21 protein-coding genes and 2 pseudogenes are annotated in these 18,155 nt (G+C 60.9%); 14 read left to right on the top strand and 9 right to left on the bottom strand.

The window, feature by feature from the left end; translation table 11 throughout:
* Window positions 1–21 precede the first annotated feature (21 nt).
* Window positions 22–1,716 (top strand): CocE/NonD family hydrolase, encoded by a 1,695-nt coding sequence (locus tag ACTZWY_RS15315; RefSeq protein WP_444791577.1) that lies wholly within the window; start codon window positions 22–24, stop codon window positions 1,714–1,716.
* 42 nt (window positions 1,717–1,758) lie between these two features.
* A complete protein-coding gene (locus ACTZWY_RS15310) occupies window positions 1,759–4,062 on the top strand; it encodes a DUF3604 domain-containing protein (RefSeq protein WP_444791576.1) in 2,304 nt (767 codons plus the stop codon).
* A 56-nt stretch (window positions 4,063–4,118) separates the two neighbouring features.
* Here ACTZWY_RS15310 and ACTZWY_RS15305 read toward each other — a convergent pair.
* Window positions 4,119–4,545: pseudogene (locus ACTZWY_RS15305) on the bottom strand (DDE-type integrase/transposase/recombinase); the annotation flags it as partial.
* A gap of 257 nt (window positions 4,546–4,802) precedes the next feature.
* Between ACTZWY_RS15305 and ACTZWY_RS15300 the strand changes: the two are divergent.
* Together ACTZWY_RS15300 and ACTZWY_RS15295 are read left to right on the top strand one after the other, a co-directional pair.
* Window positions 4,803–5,023, top strand: a pseudogene (locus tag ACTZWY_RS15300) (transposase zinc-binding domain-containing protein); the annotation flags it as partial.
* 149 nt (window positions 5,024–5,172) lie between these two features.
* Window positions 5,173–5,571 (top strand): hypothetical protein, encoded by a 399-nt coding sequence (locus ACTZWY_RS15295; RefSeq protein WP_444791575.1) that lies wholly within the window; start codon window positions 5,173–5,175, stop codon window positions 5,569–5,571.
* Window positions 5,572–5,796: 225 nt separating this feature from the next.
* On the opposite strand, the gene ACTZWY_RS15290 is transcribed toward ACTZWY_RS15295, so the two are convergent.
* From ACTZWY_RS15290 to ACTZWY_RS15270, 5 genes are read right to left on the bottom strand one after another with little or no spacing between them, the layout of a single operon-like run.
* On the bottom strand, window positions 5,797–6,636 hold the full coding sequence (locus tag ACTZWY_RS15290; RefSeq protein WP_444791574.1) for a hypothetical protein: 840 nt from the start codon (window positions 6,634–6,636) through the stop codon (window positions 5,797–5,799).
* Window position 6,637: 1 nt separating this feature from the next.
* Window positions 6,638–7,996: a M16 family metallopeptidase gene (locus tag ACTZWY_RS15285; RefSeq protein WP_444791573.1), complete on the bottom strand. Its 1,359-nt coding sequence runs from the start codon at window positions 7,994–7,996 to the stop codon at window positions 6,638–6,640.
* Window positions 7,993–9,264, bottom strand: a complete 1,272-nt coding sequence (locus tag ACTZWY_RS15280) for an insulinase family protein (RefSeq protein WP_444791572.1) — start codon at window positions 9,262–9,264, stop codon at window positions 7,993–7,995. The genes ACTZWY_RS15285 and ACTZWY_RS15280 overlap by 4 nt, the downstream gene beginning before the upstream one ends.
* A gap of 51 nt (window positions 9,265–9,315) precedes the next feature.
* Window positions 9,316–9,525, bottom strand: a complete 210-nt coding sequence (locus ACTZWY_RS15275; protein ID WP_444791571.1) for a helix-turn-helix domain-containing protein — start codon at window positions 9,523–9,525, stop codon at window positions 9,316–9,318.
* Complete coding sequence (locus tag ACTZWY_RS15270) at window positions 9,525–10,052, bottom strand: DUF2975 domain-containing protein (protein WP_444791570.1); 528 nt, start codon at window positions 10,050–10,052, stop codon at window positions 9,525–9,527. The genes ACTZWY_RS15275 and ACTZWY_RS15270 overlap by 1 nt, the downstream gene beginning before the upstream one ends.
* Before the next feature lie 103 nt (window positions 10,053–10,155).
* Between ACTZWY_RS15270 and ACTZWY_RS15265 the strand changes: the two genes are divergently transcribed.
* Window positions 10,156–10,770 carry a DUF6404 family protein gene (locus tag ACTZWY_RS15265; protein WP_444791569.1) on the top strand — a complete coding sequence of 205 codons (615 nt, stop codon included), beginning with the start codon at window positions 10,156–10,158 and terminating at the stop codon, window positions 10,768–10,770.
* Window positions 10,771–10,790: 20 nt separating this feature from the next.
* Window positions 10,791–11,294 (top strand): hypothetical protein, encoded by a 504-nt coding sequence (locus tag ACTZWY_RS15260; RefSeq protein ID WP_444791568.1) that lies wholly within the window; start codon window positions 10,791–10,793, stop codon window positions 11,292–11,294.
* A gap of 269 nt (window positions 11,295–11,563) precedes the next feature.
* On the opposite strand, the gene ACTZWY_RS15255 is transcribed toward ACTZWY_RS15260, so the two are convergent.
* From ACTZWY_RS15255 to ACTZWY_RS15245, 3 genes are all read right to left on the bottom strand, one after another.
* Window positions 11,564–11,998 carry a hypothetical protein gene (locus tag ACTZWY_RS15255; protein ID WP_444791567.1) on the bottom strand — a complete coding sequence of 145 codons (435 nt, stop codon included), beginning with the start codon at window positions 11,996–11,998 and terminating at the stop codon, window positions 11,564–11,566.
* A gap of 38 nt (window positions 11,999–12,036) precedes the next feature.
* Entirely contained in the window at window positions 12,037–12,141 is a 105-nt protein-coding gene (locus tag ACTZWY_RS15250; protein ID WP_444791566.1) for a DUF2474 domain-containing protein, read from the bottom strand.
* Window positions 12,142–12,407: 266 nt separating this feature from the next.
* The gene (locus tag ACTZWY_RS15245; RefSeq protein WP_444791565.1) at window positions 12,408–12,953 is read right to left on the bottom strand and encodes a helix-turn-helix domain-containing protein; all 546 of its coding nucleotides are present in this window, start codon (window positions 12,951–12,953) and stop codon (window positions 12,408–12,410) included.
* Window positions 12,954–13,018: 65 nt separating this feature from the next.
* On the opposite strand from ACTZWY_RS15245, the gene ACTZWY_RS15240 reads away from it, so the two are divergent.
* The 8 genes from ACTZWY_RS15240 to ACTZWY_RS15205 form a co-directional block, all read left to right on the top strand.
* The gene (locus ACTZWY_RS15240) at window positions 13,019–13,207 is read left to right on the top strand and encodes a hypothetical protein (protein ID WP_444791564.1); all 189 of its coding nucleotides are present in this window, start codon (window positions 13,019–13,021) and stop codon (window positions 13,205–13,207) included.
* Between the two features lie 212 nt (window positions 13,208–13,419).
* Window positions 13,420–15,237 carry a hypothetical protein gene (locus ACTZWY_RS15235; protein ID WP_444791563.1) on the top strand — a complete coding sequence of 606 codons (1,818 nt, stop codon included), beginning with the start codon at window positions 13,420–13,422 and terminating at the stop codon, window positions 15,235–15,237.
* Complete coding sequence (locus ACTZWY_RS15230) at window positions 15,185–16,075, top strand: AAA family ATPase (protein ID WP_444791562.1); 891 nt, start codon at window positions 15,185–15,187, stop codon at window positions 16,073–16,075. Before ACTZWY_RS15235 ends, ACTZWY_RS15230 begins: the two co-directional genes overlap by 53 nt.
* A complete protein-coding gene (locus ACTZWY_RS15225; RefSeq protein WP_444791561.1) occupies window positions 16,075–16,383 on the top strand; it encodes a hypothetical protein in 309 nt (102 codons plus the stop codon). The genes ACTZWY_RS15230 and ACTZWY_RS15225 overlap by 1 nt, the downstream gene beginning before the upstream one ends.
* Complete coding sequence (locus ACTZWY_RS15220) at window positions 16,380–16,766, top strand: hypothetical protein (RefSeq protein ID WP_444791560.1); 387 nt, start codon at window positions 16,380–16,382, stop codon at window positions 16,764–16,766. The genes ACTZWY_RS15225 and ACTZWY_RS15220 overlap by 4 nt, the downstream gene beginning before the upstream one ends.
* Before the next feature lies 1 nt (window position 16,767).
* On the top strand, window positions 16,768–17,178 hold the full coding sequence (locus tag ACTZWY_RS15215) for a regulatory protein GemA (protein ID WP_444791559.1): 411 nt from the start codon (window positions 16,768–16,770) through the stop codon (window positions 17,176–17,178).
* Window positions 17,179–17,494: 316 nt separating this feature from the next.
* Window positions 17,495–17,941 (top strand): helix-turn-helix domain-containing protein, encoded by a 447-nt coding sequence (locus ACTZWY_RS15210; protein WP_444791558.1) that lies wholly within the window; start codon window positions 17,495–17,497, stop codon window positions 17,939–17,941.
* A 3-nt stretch (window positions 17,942–17,944) separates the two neighbouring features.
* A partial coding sequence (locus ACTZWY_RS15205; protein WP_444791557.1) for a Mu-like prophage major head subunit gpT family protein occupies window positions 17,945–18,155 on the top strand: 211 nt, incomplete at its 3' end.

Genomic DNA, 18,155 nt, shown 5'->3' with positions numbered 1-18,155 from the left:
ACGCCAAGGACATATATGGCCGTGACCCATATTTTTGAAGAAAACATAAGCACTGCCATGCGCGATGGCACGATACTGCGCTGTGACATCTTTCGGCCTGACGCGCCGGGGCAGTACCCAGTCCTGGTCTCGCGCACGCCCTATGATAAGACCCGCACCGCCTATCGCCGGATTGCGGCCCATATGGCGAACAACGGGTATGTCTGCATCCTGCAGGACATTCGCGGCACCCATGCATCCGACGGCACCTATTACCTGGCCCGAAACGGCCGGCAGGATACGCGCGATGCCGAGGACGGCTATGACACCGTCGAATGGGCCGCCGCGTTGCCCTGTTCGGACGGGCAGGTCTGCGTCTGGGGACATTCCTATTCGTCGTGGTCGGCATGGGTCGCCGCCGGGGCCCGCCCGCCCAGCCTGAAGGCGCTGTTCGGCAGCGGCATGGCGGCGCGGATCCTCGACAACACCCGCGGCATCTTCGAGACCGGGCGCCGGCTGCACTGGATGTATCAGCAGGCCGCCGACATGCGGCGCCGCGCGGGCGGCCCCGCCCTGACAAAGGCCGAGATCGACGCGCGCTGGTATGATGTCGAACGCTTCAAATGGGTCTGGTTCCTGCCGCTGGGCGATATCCCCGACAGCGCCTTTCCCGGCCTGACGGACCAGTTGAAGGACTACATGCGCAAGCAAACGGTCGAAACATGGGGCTTTGACGACGTTCACCCCGATGTCACGGTGCCCACCTGCGCCCTGACCGGCTGGTATGACCGCATCATAGGCGCCATCGAACACTACGAGGGGATGGAGGCCAACGGCCCCGCCGACCTGCGCGGTCAGCACCGGTTGATCGTCGGCCCCTGGGGGCATGGCATGGCCGCGCTGAACCAGCATGTCGGCCCGATGGATTTCGGGCCCGATGCGGCCGCGCTTTATGAGGACCTGCTGCTGGAGTGGTGCGACGAAAAGCTGAAGGGGCGCACACCTGTCGATCCCGCCCCCGTGCGCCTGTTCGTCATGGGCGAAAACCGCTGGCACAGCGCGCAGCAGTGGCCGCTGGCGGGCACAAGGCACACGGATTTCTTCCTGCGCTCGCAGGGCCAAGCCAACAGCGTCGCGGGCGACGGGCGGCTGGAACTGGCCCCGCCGCAGGACGACCCCGCAGACCAGTTCACCTATGACCCGCGCGACCCGGTCATGAGCCTGATGGGCCGCGACATTCAGATGGAGCCGCGTCTGCAGGCGCCGAACGACGACCGGCAGGATATTCTGGTCTATCAGACCGCGCCGTTGGACCGGCCCCTGCGCGTGATCGGCCGTGTTTCGGTGGAACTGTGGATCGGCAGCGATGCGCCGGATACCGATTTCACCGTCAAGCTGGTCGATGTCCGCCCCGACGGCTCAGCGGTCAATGTCAGCTATGGCATCCTGCGCTGCCGCTACCGCGACGGATACGCCGCCGACGCCGCGCCGTTGCGTCCTGACCGGAGCTACCGGATCAGGATCGAACTGAACCCCACGGCGATCGTCTTCGGCGCAGGCCACCGGATCCGGTTGGATGTGTCCAGCAGCGATTTCCCAAATTTTGACCGCAATCACAACACCGGGCGCGATTTCTGGTCGGACGCCGAACTGCGCCCGGCCCGGCAGAGCGTGTTTCACGATCATAAGCGCGCATCGCGGCTGGTTCTGCCGGTTATCGACAACACCGCCGGATGACCCAGCGCAATCACCATTTTTTAGCGAGAATACGGAGGCCACATGCCGCACAGCACCTTTCGGCCCGACCTGATGGGGTATGCCCAAATCGATATCGCAAGCCCGATCACCTGTGGTGACTGGGCCAGTGTCGAACTGGTCTATACCGCCGGGCATTTCGGGATCGACGACAGCGGCAGCATCAAGATCTGTTTCCGCTCGGCCACCGACCAGACCCGGCTGCAACTGAGCGATCCGACGGCGGCGGGCTATGTCTCGGTCGCCACATCGAATGGTGCGGCGGTAAAGACCTGGTTCGACAGCAATCGCAACATCCGGCCCTGGCACCACACGCTGTATATCCAGTGCAACCGCTTCCTGGCCGAAGGCGACACGATCACCGTGCGGATCGGCGACCGCAGCGCGGGCGGTCCGGGGTTTCGGGCGCAGACCTTTGTCGAACATACGTTCGAGTATCGTGTCTATGTCGATGCCTTTGCGACCTATGATTATGTGCCCCTGCCGCAGGACCGCCAGCCGGTCCTGTCACTGGTCGCCGGGGCGGCAACGCGCCATGTCGCGCTGCTGCCGACCCTGCGCGATGCGGGCGAACCCTTCAGCCTGGGCCTGAAGGCCGAGGATCGCTGGGGCAATCCGACCGCGCGCGATGCCGGGGTCGTGTATCTGCGCCCCTCGCGCCCGGTTGCGGGCCTGCCCGAAATGGTAGATCTGGGAAAGTCGGGCGGCGCTGTGCGCATCGACGGTCTATGCGTCAAGGAACCCGGGCACCTCGTTATCGCGCTCCACGACGACACTGGCGCGGAGATTGCGCGCTCCAATCCGTTGATCCTGCAGGCCGGGGGGGCATATAGGCACTATTGGTCGGACATGCACGGTCAAAGCGAGGAAACCGTCGGCACCAACTCGGCGCGCGACTACTTCGCATTCGCCCGCGACAAGGGGATGGTCGATATCTGCGGCCATCAGGGCAACGACTTCCAGATCACCGATACTTTCTGGCGCGACCTCAACGACCTGACCCGCGAATTCGACGAACCGGGGCGGTTTCTGGCGATTCCGGGGTATGAATGGTCGGGCAACACCTCGGTGGGCGGGGATCACAATGTCTGGTACCGCACCGAGGGGCGGCCAGTCTACCGGTCCCATCGCGCGCTGGTGCCAACCGACAGCAACCCCGATGACGATTGTCTGGATGCACATGCGCTGTTCGCGCGCCTGCAAGACGAGGACGCGCTGGTGGTCGCCCATGTCGGCGGGCGCTATGCCGATGTGCGCTATGCCCATGACGCGCGGCTGGAACCTTCAGTCGAGGTGCATTCAGCTTGGGGCACATTCGAATGGATCGTCACCGACGCTTTGTCCGAGGGATATCGCATCGGCATCGTCGCCGGGTCCGACGGCCACAAGGGGCGCCCCGGCGCCAGCTATCCCGGCGCGTCGAAATTCGGCTCTTATGGTGGGTTGACCTGCCACCTGTTGCCGGAACTGACCCGCGACGCGCTGTTCGCCGCCTTCCGGCAGCGCCGTCATTATGCAACGACCGGGTGCCGGGCCTATGTGGACCTGAAACTGTCCGGCTTCGGCGGCGGCATCCGCCGTATGCCCTATGGCGAGGAAACGACCGAAACGGCCGAGATTGGCGACATCATTTTGGCAAACGGCCAGACCGCCGAACTGGCATTGCATGTCGCTGGCCATTGCGGAATCGAACGGATCGAATTGTGGGACGGGCTAACCCGCGAGAGCCTGCACACGCCGCAACCCGAAGCTCGGCTGACCGGCAACCGGCTACGCATCCAGTGCGAAGGCGCCGAATACAAGGGGCGCGGCCGCCTCGTCACATGGGATGTTACGGCTCGCATCACCGGCACAAAGGTCAGGGATATTGCGGCCATCAATTTCTGGAACCCAGATCGCCGCCCGGTCTGCGATGGGGAGCTGGTAACATGGTCGAATGTGACCACAGGCGGCACCCATGCCGTCGATCTGTGGCTGGATGATCTGAATCAGGCTCGGCTGGGTTTCGACAGCACGCACGCGCGCTTTGATCTGGACCTGTCATTGATCGAGGGCGACGAGTATGTCGTCGACTGCGGCGGTCTGGGAAAGCGTGTGCGTATCCAGCGCCTGCCGAATGCGTCCTTGCCCACCAACATCGATCTGTCCCGGCAGATCCCCCTGCCGGCATCGGACGAGGCGCGCATTTATGCCAGGATTATTTTTGAGGATGGTCATATGGCGTGGACAAGCCCGGTCTACATTCAGAATGGCCAGGCCCCAGACTTCGGCAACGGGCCTTCGGGAACGGGTCTGTCCCCGTCAAGTCATTTTGCGCAAAAGGACTGATCCCGCCGAAGCAGAAGTGAATCACCCCGGTTTCGTCGGAGACCTATAGCGTCATTTCACGCGACCGTATCGAGCATGTCGCGCTGTCCATAGACGTTCTCTTCGGCCTCTGGTGGCGGGATGTTTCCGATGGGCCCAAGCAGGCGCCAGTTGTTGAACCAATCCACCCAGCCGAGGGTGGCCATTTCCAGATCCTGCATATTGCGCCACGGTCCCTGGCGGTGAACCCGCTCGGTTTTGTAGAGGCCGTTTATGGTTTCCGCGAGGGCGTTGATGCTCCTATATTTGTCACGCGGCAGTCAAACGCTCGGAGTATCGAATGGACAAATATTGCCCGCCACGATCCGAGTGGTGGACCAATCCGCTCTTTTGGTCGGGTCGTCGATCATGCAGGGCCTGTTCAAGAACATCGAGAACACAGTCAGTTTTGGCTGACCGCGACACCCGCCAACCGACAATGCGATCAGCGAATGTGTCGATGAGCGAGACCTTGTTCGCCATTGATGAAGTGGATGGCGCCCGCTTCCGGCATCGCAATGTGCCATATTGGGCGCTGTCTTTCTTGGCCTGCTTGACCCATTCGCGCAGCGTCTGGGGGATACAGCCAGTCTTGGGTGCAATGGCCACGATCGCGCCCGCCTGCGCCTCATAAGAGCCCTGATGCTCGAACACCATCCGGACCGCACGCGCGTGCTTCGTCGGGAAAACAGGCCCCCGGGGGATCGTTTGTAGCAAAGAACGCGCTCGGTGGGCATGTGGCGGGTTGCGCCAAATGCGGCCACCACCACATCGCCGACAATTCCTGCAAGAACCGGCGCTGGCCGAAGTGCCAGGGACCAGCAGCGCGCAACTGGATGGCAGCGCGTGGCCCAAGGATCTGTTGCCGGCGGGTTATTTCCACGTCGTCTTCACGATGCCAGCCGCGATTGCGCAGATCGCGTTCTGGAACAAATCCGGCATTACGGTCTGCTGGCCAGTTCAACCCGCAAGGCCAACATCAGAACGATCCGCGCCTTGCTCTGTGTCCAGCGTCCCGAACACATAGGACGATGCAAGACCCCTGCGGCTTCCTCCTTGGGAGGTTTTCCAAAGCGGACGTTCGCGACTACCATGATACTGCGGTGCAGCTTCCCCGAACCCGTCACTCAGAATGGGCATGTATTCAGCGACATTCAGGACACCAGGTATCGTTGGAAGCAATGCCACGGCGATTATGAAAAAAACGGCTTGCTTGCCCAGACCTTCGCAAATGGGATTTCATGCTTTGGTCGACTTCTTTTTTGTTTGTTTTATGGTTGCGCACTCATTGCCACATCGCTTTCATGTGAGACGTTTCGCGCTTTGCCGCACAAGGCGGGCATGCAGCTGGCCGAGCGCTTCCGCAAGGCGCTTTTGCGCGCGACGCTGAAGCAGAACGCGTGGATTCCCGCCGATAGTGACGAGGGGCTGGCCCATTGGGACGCACTGCAACTGCTGCGCCGCTGGACCAAGGCCAACCACAATGCGTAGCCTCGACCACGGCCTGATGCATCACTTTCGCAACAGGGACGCCGGGCCTGCCCCCGATGCGGTCGCGCACTGTGACGCGGGGCCGGTCGCGGAGGCCACTGCAACGCTGGCGCGCATGCCTGACGGGGTCATCCATGATTTCCGTATCGCGGGACATAGATGAAAAGGCCCGACATGCGCCACATGACAGTTGCAAAGGCGGTTCTGGGTCTGGCGGGTGACGACCTAGTCAGATGATGCTCCATCATCGCTCACAGGACATCTGTGATAAAGATCCTCATAAAGCAGGGTCAATATGGCCACGCCTGCCATCGCAGGAACGAACCAAGTCAGGTTTTCGACCAGATAGGCCATACGGATATCAAATGCCGCCACACCGTCGCCCAGATAAGAAATGGCGGCAAACAGAGCCGTCTCGAGCACCGCTGTCACCCATAAGGCGCCCGCCACCGCGCGGGTTATGCGCCAGCTGTTGAAGATGGATCCGTTTTGTCCGATTGCCGCTTCTGGTAGCGCAAGGCTCAGGCGCATGATCCCCCAACCCATGACAACCCCAGGCAGGCTGAACATGATAAGCCCCATAAGCGGCGGGTTATGAGCGCTCTCCGGATCGAGGAAGGCGGACGGGCTGATCATCGCAAAAAAGATGCCGAAAAACAGGCTGAACGGGATGATGGCAAGGCTCCACGCGCCCAGCAGTTTTGCAAGATAAAGCAGGGGCAGACTCGGGCGCAGCGGTGCGATTGGCCCCACGCCATGCGCGCCCAGCACATGACGGTGCCACACAATCGCGATTGCGATCAGGCTTGACAGCCAGACGGCCCAGATGGTCAGGATCTGTGACAGCGACGCGCCTTTTTCAGGCGCGCCGACATAGGGATCATTCACATGCCATTGCAGAGGGCCGCGCGTGATTTCCCCCATGACCTGCAGGCGTAACCATGTGTCGATGGCGAAGGCCAGCAGATAGATCGGCAGGCAGACCCGCAGCGCGAAGCCGCGATACTGCCAGACCAGCCCCAGGGCACAGATGAATATGAAAGCGCCGGTTTTTGCCTGCCCCATGTCAGCAATCCTTCGCGTCTTGCGCCCGTGTAATCACACAAGCACCCGGCAAGGCATCTGCATCAGGCGAAACGGCCATGATCACGAAATCCTGCGCCCGCGGCCAGTGGCCTTGCAGGCGATTGCGCAGGTCACTCATGGTCAGGCTATTGAGCATCTCCAGCATGGTCAGAGAATGGCCAGTGGCGAAACCGTCCAAAGTCGTTTCCAGCTCCATACGGCCCTGATTCATGACGTAGTTGCGCGTTTGCTCGAATGACGCCCGCAGGGGCGCAATGTGGTCATTGATGTCCCCGGCAGGGCCTGCGGTGCGAAAGCCCGCATAAGCATCGCGCACCACGTCAACGGCGTCAGCCAGTTTCGCGGATTCAAGCGCACCGGTCATGACCAGAAAGCGGTTTTCGCGCGTGTAATTGGCAAGCCCCGCGTTGAAGCTGTAGCTGGCGCGCAGCCCATCGCGCACGGAGGCAAATAGGACGCTATCTTCAGCGCCCCCAAGCGCCGTGGCAAGGATCAGGTCTTCCATATCCCCCCCGAGGCGCGTGGCAGGCAGGAGGGCGACGAAGGTCAGATGTGCCTCGGTCACATCCGGCAGGTGCAACAGGATCTGGCGCGGGCGATAGTCCAACACAACCTCGCGCGCCTGTGCCCCCCCTTCCGGCAGCCCCGCCAGAAGCGCATCAAGCCCTGCGCCCGCCTGCTCGGGCGTGATGTCGCCGGTGATGACAACAGCCTCTGGCTGCGCCGTAACGGTGGCACTGTGCCATGCGCGCAGATCCTCCAGCGACAGGCTTGCGAATGCGTCCGCGTCATCAAGTGACAACATGGCGCGCAGCGGGTGATCCCCCAGGATCGCCCAACGCAACGCATCAAAGCCCTGATTCATCGCCTGAGAGCGCGCCTCTGCGATGTTCTGGGCGAAACCTGTGCGAATACGGTCAAACCAGTCTGGGTCAAAACTTGGCTGTGTCAGATGGGCATTGGCGATTGCAATCGCTTCTAACCAATCGCCTTTCTTGGCGGCAAGCATCCCGTAAAGGTGGTCGGCACTGACGGGCAAATCGCCATTGGCATCCATATCGGCAAATCGCTCGACCACCTCGCCCGCCAGATAGCCCTGAGCACCCCCTGCAAGGATGAGCTGCGCCCCGATATAGGATGCGGTCGGGTTGCGCCCTTCAGCCCAGACCCAGTCATTGGGCCAGGCGGCCAGAATCGCGGCATACTCATTGCCGGGCATCTGGATCAGCCGATAGGGCGTGCCATTCGGGCTGGTCTGGTCGGACGCAGTCGGTGTCTTGTCGCCCTCGCAAAAGGAAAGGCCAAGGACAAGCGGCAGGGCAAGGGCAAAACGGATCATTCAAAAAACTCCTTTGGGGCAATGAAGGCAATGGCCGTGCGGCCGGTTTGCGACAGCGCGGCAAGAAGGGTGTTCACGCTTTCGCGGGTGATGTGTGGCGGGATCTCTTGCAGCACGCGCTTGGAGGTCGGCGCGCGCAGCGCCAGCACCCGGTCGGTGGTGTAATCGGCCATCCAGCGGCGGGTTTTGTCGCGGTCGCCCCAATCGGGCCAATAGCGGTCCATCCGCCCCATGACGCGCGTATAGGTCGGCGCGGGAATGCCGCTGGCGGCAATATCGGCCAGTGCGGCCTCAAACGCGGCGCGCAGCTCTGGTAGGGAAATATCTGCATCGGGGCTGGCCTGAAAGCGCAGTTCAATATGGCGCTCATCAATCGCGCTCAAATCAAGCCGGAACTCGCGCGCAAACCGTGCATCAAACCGCAATGGCCCCGCCAAACCGCCGGGCAGATTGGTGTCCAGCATCGCACGCAGGTGAGCAAGCTGCGCCTCCAGCAGGTCGAAGGGCACAGGCGTGTCCAGCGCCACCACCCGCCGCCAGATCATGCGTGGGGCAGCGCTCGGGTCGGGGAATTCGGCCAGATGCACCAGGTTCTGCCCCATGTCATAGGCGGGCGGTGTGCGCGCATCGCCCGTCAGATCAAGCTGCAACCCCATCAAGGCGCGCCAGACCTGCAACCGTCCGACATCGCCGCGAAAGATGAACGCGGCGTTTTCCGGCAGGTGTGTGGCGCTGTGCCACGCGCGCGCAGCGTCATAATCCAGCGCGCTGATCTGCTCAGGCGTGCCGATGATCGAGGGGCCAAGCAGCGTGCCCGCGTGCAGGATTTCCGACAGCGCTTCATCCGCGCGCGCCCCAACATTTTGCCCCCAAAACATCTGATATTCGCGCTGGATGATCTCGCGCTCTTCTTGTGCAAAACGTGGGGCAAGCGTGATCGGGTCAAACACCCGCGCCAGTGTTGCGGTGAGTTGAGGCAGGTCTTCGGGCTTGCCGCTCAGGCTGTAGAAAACCGCACGGGGGCTGGTCCATGCGCCCGAATGCCGATCCGGGCCGCGCGCCTCCTCGCCAATAGCACTATACCACGCGAGATGCTCGGCATAATGGGCCAGCCCCACCTGTTCATCGGGGTCATGGGGGCGCGCAATACGCAAGATCACTTCGGCGCGGCTGGCCGTGTCGGTGGGGGTGATGTGGTAATCTATAGACCTGATGGGCTGCGTGACGTGCCACGCCCCCGCCGCCACAAGGCACAGGAGCAAAGCCATGAAAATCAGTTTGCTGGAAAAAGTCATTATAAAACCGATGAAAGTTTTTGGTTAATCGTCTGGCACGGCTTCCAACAGATCGCCCGGTTGGCAGTCGAGCGCGGCGCAAATCTTCGCCAATGTTTCAAACCTTATGCCCCGCACCTGACCGGTTTTCAGCAGGCTGAGGTTTTGGGTGCTGATGCCGATGACCTCGGCCAGATCCTTGGATTTCATCTTGCGTTTGGCCAGCATCACATCCAGCCGGACGATGATTTGCATCAGACAAAGCCCTCATTGTCATCTGCAATGCGTTTTGCCTCGCGCATGATCCAGCCCACCAGCCAGAACATGGCCCCGCAGACGATCAGCCCCGCCGTGTCAGAGTGGAAGAACAGATCGGGCGCGCGCGCGCCGCCTTGGTTGTGCCAAGACAGAATGGTGGGCCGGAGCCATGATATCGCCATGCCCAGAATGCCCGAAACGGCCGTCGCCACCCCCGCCACGCGAAAGCCGCGCGCGATGCGTTCATCAAACAGCACGCCTTGGCGCACAAGGTTAAGCACATAGATCGCCATGAACACAGCCACGAGGCCCGCGATGACCGGGCTAAGCATGGCAAAGGCCGCGATGATCCGCGTGCTTTGCGGGATTTGCGCTTGCGGATGGGCATATCGGCTTTCAAGCCAGCGCTCGGGCGTCAGGATGGCCAGATCAAGCGCATCATGCCCGGTGAAGATAACGTAAAACAGACAAAACACGCCCATCACGGGCAAAAGCGCTGTCGCCATCAGTTGAATGCGATTCATCTGCCATCCCAAGAATAAATTCATGTTATGCATGAATTTATGATTGCATGATGTTTGATATGCAAGTCATATTGCGCGTGTCGAGGATCGTTCGGGTATTTCGATGACAGAAAGCGCGGAATTCGACCGCAAACTGGCCGCCGCACTGGCAGAGCTACGGGCAACCGGCATGTGGCGCGCCAATTTTGACCCCCACATGGATCGTGCCTTGCGCAGACTGGGCCTGCGGTTGCGGCCACCGCATTATCGGTCGTTTCTGCCGTATATGTTTGGGATGGGTCGGTGTTTTGCCATAGGGTGGGGTATTCTGATGCTGCTGATGCCCCACGAAGGCGCGCGCAGTATTCTGGGCGTCAGCATTGGTGCGCTGGTTGGCGGGGCTGTGTGGCTGTGGCGTTACCTTCCCAGTATTCGGAAAAACCCGCGCATGCGCCGTGTGTTATTCAAAGAGATCAGCATGCTGATCGCGGCACCGCTTGCCCTTGCTGCATGTTTCGGGGCCATGAACGGCTGGTCTGTGGCTGAAATGATCTGGGTCTGGATGTTCATGATCGGCCTGTTGGGAAATGTGACTTTCCCCATGGCGCTTGCGCGAAGACACGGTACGAGCGCACTGGCAAACCTGACCTTGCTGATCGGAGCGGGGATCGGGGCGATGATCTTCGTCCATGCGCGCAAAAACAACGACAAGCCGCCCACCTGTATGCGCCGCTTTTGACCCCTGCCAGAAAGCACCCCATGACCACAGATCGCGGCGCTACAATCGCTTTGGCCATCATCTTGGGCTTTCCTGTGCTCATGGCGCTGGCTGCAGCGCTGGCCTATTGGCATTGGGGTATTGTCCCCGAATGGCGGCATCAGGCGTTTGCGATGGCGCTGGCCTATGTCGTGTTCATGCCGCTTGTCTTGCAGCAGCACACGAACCCCGCCGCAAGCAAAGGCCCGCGCATCATACGCCGCCATGCGATGCTCATTCTGGCCTTGCTGGCAAACAACCTTGCGATGATCCCGCCAAATGGGCTGCCGCTGTTGGAGTATCTGCATCTGTGGTGGCCAGGCTTCAGTATTCTTGCACTGCTCACCGCAGCGTGGCTTTGGCACCACCTACCGGTGATCGTCGCGCAAAGGCGCGTGCGCAACGCACTCCACGGCTTTGAGGACTTCTTTCGATTCTGTTCCATAACGGGCAATTCTCCAAGAGTGTTACCCTCCGGTAAACCCGCGGCGGTTCAATATCAGTGATGTGGACATCCCGGACCTTTTTTGCTTAAGCATGATCTGTGTTTGCGTCGGTGGAAAGACTGACGAGAATTTAGTAGCCCGACGTTGGTCGAACTACGCAATTGGTCCCAAACTGGAAAATTTCACGCCGTGTCCGATCATGCCGTGTGCGATTCTTGCCATCGATCCGGAACCGTGATCGGCGAAAGCATGGTCTGCAGTCCGGCTCATAGCAGTCAAGCACTTGAAGAATGCCCCCCAAGCGGTTGCATGAGGGGCATCCTTTGGCCTCAGAAGCTCATGACGACGCTGTTATGCGCGACGATGGCACGCGCGGCGGCATCCGGTGCGGCAGGGGTTACCCCGTCGAGCAAGACAGACGCGTCGGCACCGCGACCGGGCAGATAGATCGCGCAGACTTCGACCTTCACGTTATGCTGATCCAGCATCATGCGCATCAGGCCCTGCGGGCTGGCGTCGCGGGGCGGCTGGCCGGTGGTGGCGGTTGCAGGGGCATCCTTAAGCGCGATGTCACCTGCCGGTCCGCACAGCAGAATCTGGGCCGTCGCACCTTGCTGAACCGCATTCAGCGTCAGCACCATGGCCATAAGCTGAGTCTGCGGTTCCGGGGCGGTCAGGATGGTGACCAGATTGCGCTGGTCATCGGCTGCGGCAGGCAGTGCAGCCGCCAAGGACAGAAGCGAGGCCGTAAGGAATTTTTTCATGGTATCTCCGTGGGTTGATTGATTGTGAAGCTGGGGTTTCAAAAGATCATCGCGCGAATGATCATCGCGACGATGAACAGCGTGGTCACTCCGCCCAGCCAGAGTGCCGCGAACCAGAACGCCTTGCGCAGACCGCCGGACATCAGTGATACCCTCCGGCCGGTGACGCGCGACTTATCGTTTGATACCGGACGCGGCCCGATTTTACCTATGGTTTGATACCGGACGCGCCGCAGATTGCGGCTAAGGTGTTGTAATGTCGGGGAAAGTGGCGGGAGCGGGAGGGTCCGCAATCGGGGGTTTCGCGTTGGTGCGCGCAAGTCGTTGATTTTTCACCACTTCTCGCCGGTGCGGGTGTGGTGATCGGGGATTGCGGCCACTTTTGCGGCCATTGGCGAAGCTCACAAGCTTAATCGTCGTCGGTGATGCCTGCCGCCTGTCCAAGGCGCTCCATCATGGATTGAAGCGACTTTGCAGTGATGCCCCTTTCAAAATTCCTTGATCCATTCGCGACCGCGTTTATCGCGATATAGTCATCCGGAAACGTCAAAGCATCAACAAGCGAATTCTCAAATTTCTTCTCTTCGAAAGCCTTTAGAATTTCTGTCGCAACTCTTGCGGCAATCTCACTTTCACATGCGCGCAGACCTCTAACGATTGCCTTTTCGTCTCCGGTTAAGTCATTCATGCCACTTATCGCGCTTTTTGCTCCAAGCATTAGCGCAAGCTCTTCGAATGAGTCGGTCTGTCCCGTCGAAATTGCAGACGGCGCTACGCCAAGAGCACTGGCCATCTTCATGACCACGAAGCGGTTGGGGACAGTGCGCCCTGTTTCATAGTTCGCAAGCGCCGAACGAGTGACCCCCACGAGTTCAGCAAAATCGGCCTGTGTTCGATCCCCACGAAGCGCACGTATGCGCCTGCCGACTGCCTTTGCATCTTCTTCTTGTGTCATTTGTGTATCGCGTGTATTATGTGCATAACGTGTCGCTTGTGTAGCGTAACACAGGGGGGTCGGTTGTGCCAACGAAGTTTGACAATGCTCGCGATGAGCTGCGCCGCAAAGGTCTTACCATCAAGGAGTGGGCTAAACGGAACGGATATCCGGAGCGGTCTGTTCGCGCGGTCCTCTCGGGTCACAACAAGGGGTATTACGGGCAGGTGCACAAAATTGCCGTAGACCTTGGTCTCAAGGAAGCTGCGCAATGAAGCTTCTTTCGGCATCCGAATTTACACATGCTACATCCGTTCCTGAAAGAACGGTGAGACGTGCATATTCGAATGCCGCACAGGGTAAGCTGTGGCATGGCGAAGCACTGCCCGTTGTGCCTCTTGAAGGCCAGCGCGGCGGGGCTGCGGGTTGCGCCTATGCACTTGATTTATCGCAGTGTTCGCCTGATTTTTTGGCCAAGTATCCGAAATTGAGGGCACTGCGGGACGATGCCGTCGCGCCCGCGCCGCGTGTGCCGGTTGGCGTTCTGGAACCGTGGCGGGTCAAGGAACAGCACCGGCGGCGCAACATCTTGCGCCCCGCCATGGGCACCGCGCCGAAAACAAGGGAGCGGGGGAAAGTTCTGCGGGACATCGCGGCGGCGCGCGGGGTGGCGTTCAAGACGCTGCAACGCTGGCTTCTGGACTTTGACAACAAGGGGCTTGCGGGTTTGCTACCCAAGCCCAACGGCAACCCCGGCAAGCGCCGCGTGCTGGTCACGCGGGCATGGGATCGCGGGATCGATCTGGACGATGACCAGAAGCGCGACATTGCCGACTTGATCGCCACGCTCGGGCGAAGCATGGCGGCGAACGATGGATCGTCAGATCGCGAGATCATCCGCCTTAGCGAAGTCCGGTTGCAAAAAGAATGCCTTGCGCGGGGATCGAAGCTGCGCCCCCGTGACCTAGCGTCGGTCTGCAAGCTGAATGCCAAGTGGTGCGCCGGGATCGATACCGACCAAGCGCGGCTGGAATATCTGCGCAAGAACGATCACAAGGCGTGGCAGGACAAATGCGTCAACCGCGTCCGGCGCGCGCTGCACCATCAACCCATGGGCCTTCTGATCGGTGATGTTCACTATGTGGACATGCTGGTGACGGAAGCCATGCACTCGGGCCGGTCCGACCTGATGTGCGCGGGCGCGGCGGCAATGAGTGCAGGCCGCGAAACAATTCGAGTGCGGTTGATCGCATGGATGGACGCGGCAAGCCTGTTTGCATGGGTAACGCCGGTGTTCTTGGCGAAGGGTCAGGGCATCACGCAAGCGAATGTGGCCGAGTCCCTTGCACAGGTCGCGCTTTGCCCGCACGGGGGTATCCCGAACGAATTCTACCTGGACAATGGGTCGGAATATTCTGCCCTGCCGGATAGCATGACGCAGCTTGCCAACCTTGCGGACATGGAATTCGGCATGGTTCTGGCGAAGCCCTATTCGCCCACCTCGAAAGGGGACATCGAAGGCTTTTTCAACATCCTTGAAGGCATATTCAAGGGGCTTCCTGGCTGGATCGGCGGGGACCGGACGAACAAGAAGTCCGAGAACAAGGGAAAGGTGGTGCAGCCCTACTCCAAGGGCATTGCGGCGCTCGAAGCCGATATCGCATCGGCGGTCATGATCTACAATGACCGCGCGCAGAGCGGGCGGCTCAACGGTCTGTCGCCGCTCGAAATGATGAGCCGCAAGATCGCGGAAACCGGGTTCGAAGCCCGCGTGCCCAGCGAAGAAGCCTTCGACCTGATTTTCAGCCGGTCTGAGCGGCGCACCATCCGCCAGAACGCCATAACCTATGACAAGCGGCAGTGGCACACGCCCGCGCTTGATGATCTGCCGATCAGCGAGGAAGTCGAAATCCGCGTTCCCTTGCGCAAGGGTGCCGATCGTATCTTCGTGCGGCGGGGCAAGACGGATCTTGGCTGGGCCGAACCCATGCGGGTTTTCCAGCACGGGGACCGCGACGGCGCACGCTACCAGGCGCAGCTTGAGAAGGGGCGAAACGACGCGGTGGACCGGATTGCCGCGACCATCGATCCGAACGTGTCCACCTTCGAAAACCAGAAGGCGGCAGTGCGCCGCACCGTGCCGGACGCGAACCCGCCGCAGTCCTGGACAACCGGCATCGACAAGACCCGCGACCGCGCGACCGTCGCCGAAATCGAGGCGGACGAAGACGCGGCGCGGCGTGCAGAAATCAATGAAATACTTCGGGGCTATGGCACCGAAGTTGAGCGAAGGGCCGATGGGTGAGGACATGCAATCAACGTCCACCGGCCCTTCAAATTGCAACCCTGTCAGAGGATTAGAAATGGCAGAGCTACCACATATCCCTACCATCGAAACTGCCGTGTGCGCAACTATGCGCGGCGTCATCGGTGACGTGCTCGACGGCGCGGGGCTTGCCGTCATGCGCGGGCCGGTTGGCATCGGCAAGAGCTATGCCCTGCGCAAGGTCATCGGCGAATTTGAAGAGGACGGCGCGAAGGTCATATACCTTGCCGCAACGGGTGCGGTGCAGGGCAAGATTGCCGAGTTCTTGCGCGCGTTGCACGGGCGCGAAGGTTTGTCCAGCGCCGAAGGTCTCGAACTGGCGTTCGACATGCTGGCGGGCTATCCGTTCCGGTCCTATGGCCCGCGTGCGGCGTTGATTGTGGACGAAGCTCAAGACCTTGCCGCGCCGATCATCGCCCAGCTTCGCGGGCTTTGGGGTCGCGGCGAACTGGCCCGGCTTGGCGACCCATGGTGCCCTGCCTTCGGACTTGTCATGGTCGGGAACGACCAGTTCCTTGGCAACGGCACCCGGCAGGACCGGGTGAACTTGAAGCCCTTGTGGGACCGCATGACGCACAACATCCGGTTGCCGCGCCCTAGTAAGGAAGAACACGCGGCGTTCGCTCGCGCGCTCTTTCCAGCCGTTGACGCGGACAAGATGCGCGCCATGGTTCAAGCTTTCGGCGAAGACCAGGGGAGCTTGCGCGCGGCGCACAAGGCCGCACGGCAAGCATACATTCGCGCCGGCCAGAAGGGGCAGGACGTGAACGCGGATCACTTGGCATTCGTAATCCGCATGATGGGAGGGGGCAAATAATGAAGACGGTTTATGTGAACATTTCGGAAGGCGAAGCGGTTCTGGTGATCGAGGGAACCACGGTTGAATTCTCGGAACTTACGAGGGCCATGGCCGATCTGGAAGCTATCCTTGAAACGCAGGGGGATGCGCGCGCCTTGGCCGCGTTTCAGGCTATCGGTGAAATGATCGCCCGTGGTCGCCCGGTCAGCTACGAGCCGCCCAACCCCGATAGCCCTGAAGAGCAACGGCGCAAGAACACCGAACGGGCGAACGCGGGCTTGCTGCGCGCATTCGGTCCCAAGCCGAACGGGGAGTTTGACGCATGAGCCAGATCGAGACAGATCACGAGTTCAAGACGCGCATGGCGGCTGAAGGGCGTGCAATCTATGTTCCGGGCAAGACCGATGAACAGATCGCGGCAGAGCAAGAGCGCAAGGCCGCGCCCAAGCCGGTCACGCTGCACCTGTCGGAAAGCGACCTGACGGGCATCATGCAGGCTTTGCCGCAAACCTTCGATCTGGTCAGCGACTTGGCGCGCGCCTGCGAATATCTGGGCGGTTCCGGGCTTGCGGACGACGTTGCATCTGACCTCGCCCCGGTCCTGCGGCTGTTCGCGCGTGCCTGCCAAGCGGCAGAAGCGCAGGAACTGGAAAGCCTGTTCAAGCTGGAAACCAAGCTGCGCGATGCAGTCCAAGGGGAAGGAGCCTGACATGCCTTTGAGCAAGAAGCAAATCCGCCTGATCCATGTGGCAAAGACCAAGCTCGGGATCGAAGACGGCCTTTATCGGTCCATTCTGGCCAACCTGTGCGGCGTGACCAGTTCGACCGAACTTGATCAGGCGGGGTTCGAACTGCTGATGGGGTTCTTCGAATACCAGGGCTTTCGGCCTATGACCCGCAACGGCGCGAACTATGGCCCGCGCCCCGGCATGGCCAGCTATGCGCAGCTTGAACTGATCCGGGCGCTTTGGACTGAATACAGTCAGGGCCGCGCAGGCGAGAGTGAGTTGAACAAATGGCTTGAACGCTGTTTCAAACTGACCAGCCTGCGGTTTCTGGGCAAGGCCACGGCCCCCAAGGTCATCACGGCACTGAAGGCCATGAAAACCCGCGCGGCCTGATCCGGGGCGCATGGCATGAAACCGGGGCGCGGCGCTGGCCGCGCCCCTTACTTTTGGTGAGCCGCAAAAACGACGCAGGAACGCCAGAGGCGGGCATTTCCGCCACTGCCCCCCGCGCAAACCGCCTGTGGCGCGTCCTGCCCCCTTTAATGGGTGTTTAACGGCGCGATTGCAGCCAAGGGGCAACCCGCATTCACAGCTTGCGCCGCGAAATGGCTTTCTGATAGCGTGTCAGAGTGCAGGGTTTCGGGGCAGGTTCCCCGCCCCTGACAGGTGTCTAGGTTGGACAAGCGTCAAGGTTGACTATGGTCAGTCCATGACCAGTGCGCACCCTTCAGACCTGCCCTATCCGACCTGCGCTCAATGCGCGGGCATCGGCATTTATGCCGGTCCGGAATGGCAATATGATCTTGATGACGATCTTGGCTTTCTCGTGCTGAAAGCCCTGATCATGGCGCATGGCGGGCGGGAAATGCACGTCTTGCACCGCCAACCCGAAACCGCAACCGCCCCGCTTGATCGCGCGCAGGCTTGGCTTCTGGCCCGGTTCGGTCCTGGGAAAATGATGATCCACCTTGGCCCGCTGGCCCGCAAGAACCGTGTTGCATGGCTGATTTACATCATGCTGCGTGACGGCGCGTCACTGGCCGAAATCGCAGCCGCGACCAACACCCACACCCGCACAATCAGCCGCCACAGAAAACGCCTGCAAGATATGGGCGCGCTTCCCGCGCCTGCCCCTTCCAACACCCGGAGAACCTGACCGATGATTATCAACGCAGCCACCCTTGACGCCATGTTCAAAGGCTTCAAGACCCTCTGCACAACGGCGGTTCTGCAAGCCCCGTCGCAGGCCGCTGAAGTGTCCATGACCGTGACCAGCGCCGCGCGCGACGAAACCTATAACTGGCTTGGCCAGTTTCCCCAGATGCGCGAATGGATTGGCGATGAACGTGTGGTCCGGCAGCTTCAAGCGT

Origin of the sequence: Roseinatronobacter sp. NSM, from assembly GCF_052379845.1 — a bacterium.
In the GTDB taxonomy this organism is placed as follows: Bacteria; Pseudomonadota; Alphaproteobacteria; order Rhodobacterales; family Rhodobacteraceae; genus Roseinatronobacter.
The sequence above is the reverse complement of the archived record's forward strand: the minus strand, read 5'-3'. Positions and strand labels throughout refer to the sequence as shown.

Bases quoted from the DNA above. Each gene is read 5' to 3' on its own strand.
- ACTZWY_RS15210 (WP_444791558.1), top strand. From the start codon at position 17,495: ATGACCAGTGCGCACCCTTCAGACCTGCCCTATCCGACCTGCGCTCAA.
- ACTZWY_RS15255 (WP_444791567.1), bottom strand. From the start codon at position 11,998: ATGAAAAAATTCCTTACGGCCTCGCTTCTGTCCTTGGCGGCTGCACTG.
- ACTZWY_RS15285 (WP_444791573.1), bottom strand. From the start codon at position 7,996: ATGATCCGTTTTGCCCTTGCCCTGCCGCTTGTCCTTGGCCTTTCCTTT.
- ACTZWY_RS15275 (WP_444791571.1), bottom strand. From the start codon at position 9,525: ATGCAAATCATCGTCCGGCTGGATGTGATGCTGGCCAAACGCAAGATG.
- ACTZWY_RS15215 (WP_444791559.1), top strand. From the start codon at position 16,768: ATGCCTTTGAGCAAGAAGCAAATCCGCCTGATCCATGTGGCAAAGACC.
- ACTZWY_RS15270 (WP_444791570.1), bottom strand. From the start codon at position 10,052: ATGAATCGCATTCAACTGATGGCGACAGCGCTTTTGCCCGTGATGGGC.
- ACTZWY_RS15290 (WP_444791574.1), bottom strand. From the start codon at position 6,636: ATGGGGCAGGCAAAAACCGGCGCTTTCATATTCATCTGTGCCCTGGGG.
- ACTZWY_RS15295 (WP_444791575.1), top strand. From the start codon at position 5,173: ATGATACTGCGGTGCAGCTTCCCCGAACCCGTCACTCAGAATGGGCAT.
- ACTZWY_RS15265 (WP_444791569.1), top strand. From the start codon at position 10,156: ATGACAGAAAGCGCGGAATTCGACCGCAAACTGGCCGCCGCACTGGCA.
- ACTZWY_RS15225 (WP_444791561.1), top strand. From the start codon at position 16,075: ATGAAGACGGTTTATGTGAACATTTCGGAAGGCGAAGCGGTTCTGGTG.
- ACTZWY_RS15280 (WP_444791572.1), bottom strand. From the start codon at position 9,264: ATGGCTTTGCTCCTGTGCCTTGTGGCGGCGGGGGCGTGGCACGTCACG.
- ACTZWY_RS15250 (WP_444791566.1), bottom strand. From the start codon at position 12,141: ATGTCCGGCGGTCTGCGCAAGGCGTTCTGGTTCGCGGCACTCTGGCTG.
- ACTZWY_RS15260 (WP_444791568.1), top strand. From the start codon at position 10,791: ATGACCACAGATCGCGGCGCTACAATCGCTTTGGCCATCATCTTGGGC.
- ACTZWY_RS15245 (WP_444791565.1), bottom strand. From the start codon at position 12,953: ATGACACAAGAAGAAGATGCAAAGGCAGTCGGCAGGCGCATACGTGCG.
- ACTZWY_RS15310 (WP_444791576.1), top strand. From the start codon at position 1,759: ATGCCGCACAGCACCTTTCGGCCCGACCTGATGGGGTATGCCCAAATC.
- ACTZWY_RS15220 (WP_444791560.1), top strand. From the start codon at position 16,380: ATGAGCCAGATCGAGACAGATCACGAGTTCAAGACGCGCATGGCGGCT.
- ACTZWY_RS15230 (WP_444791562.1), top strand. From the start codon at position 15,185: ATGAAATACTTCGGGGCTATGGCACCGAAGTTGAGCGAAGGGCCGATG.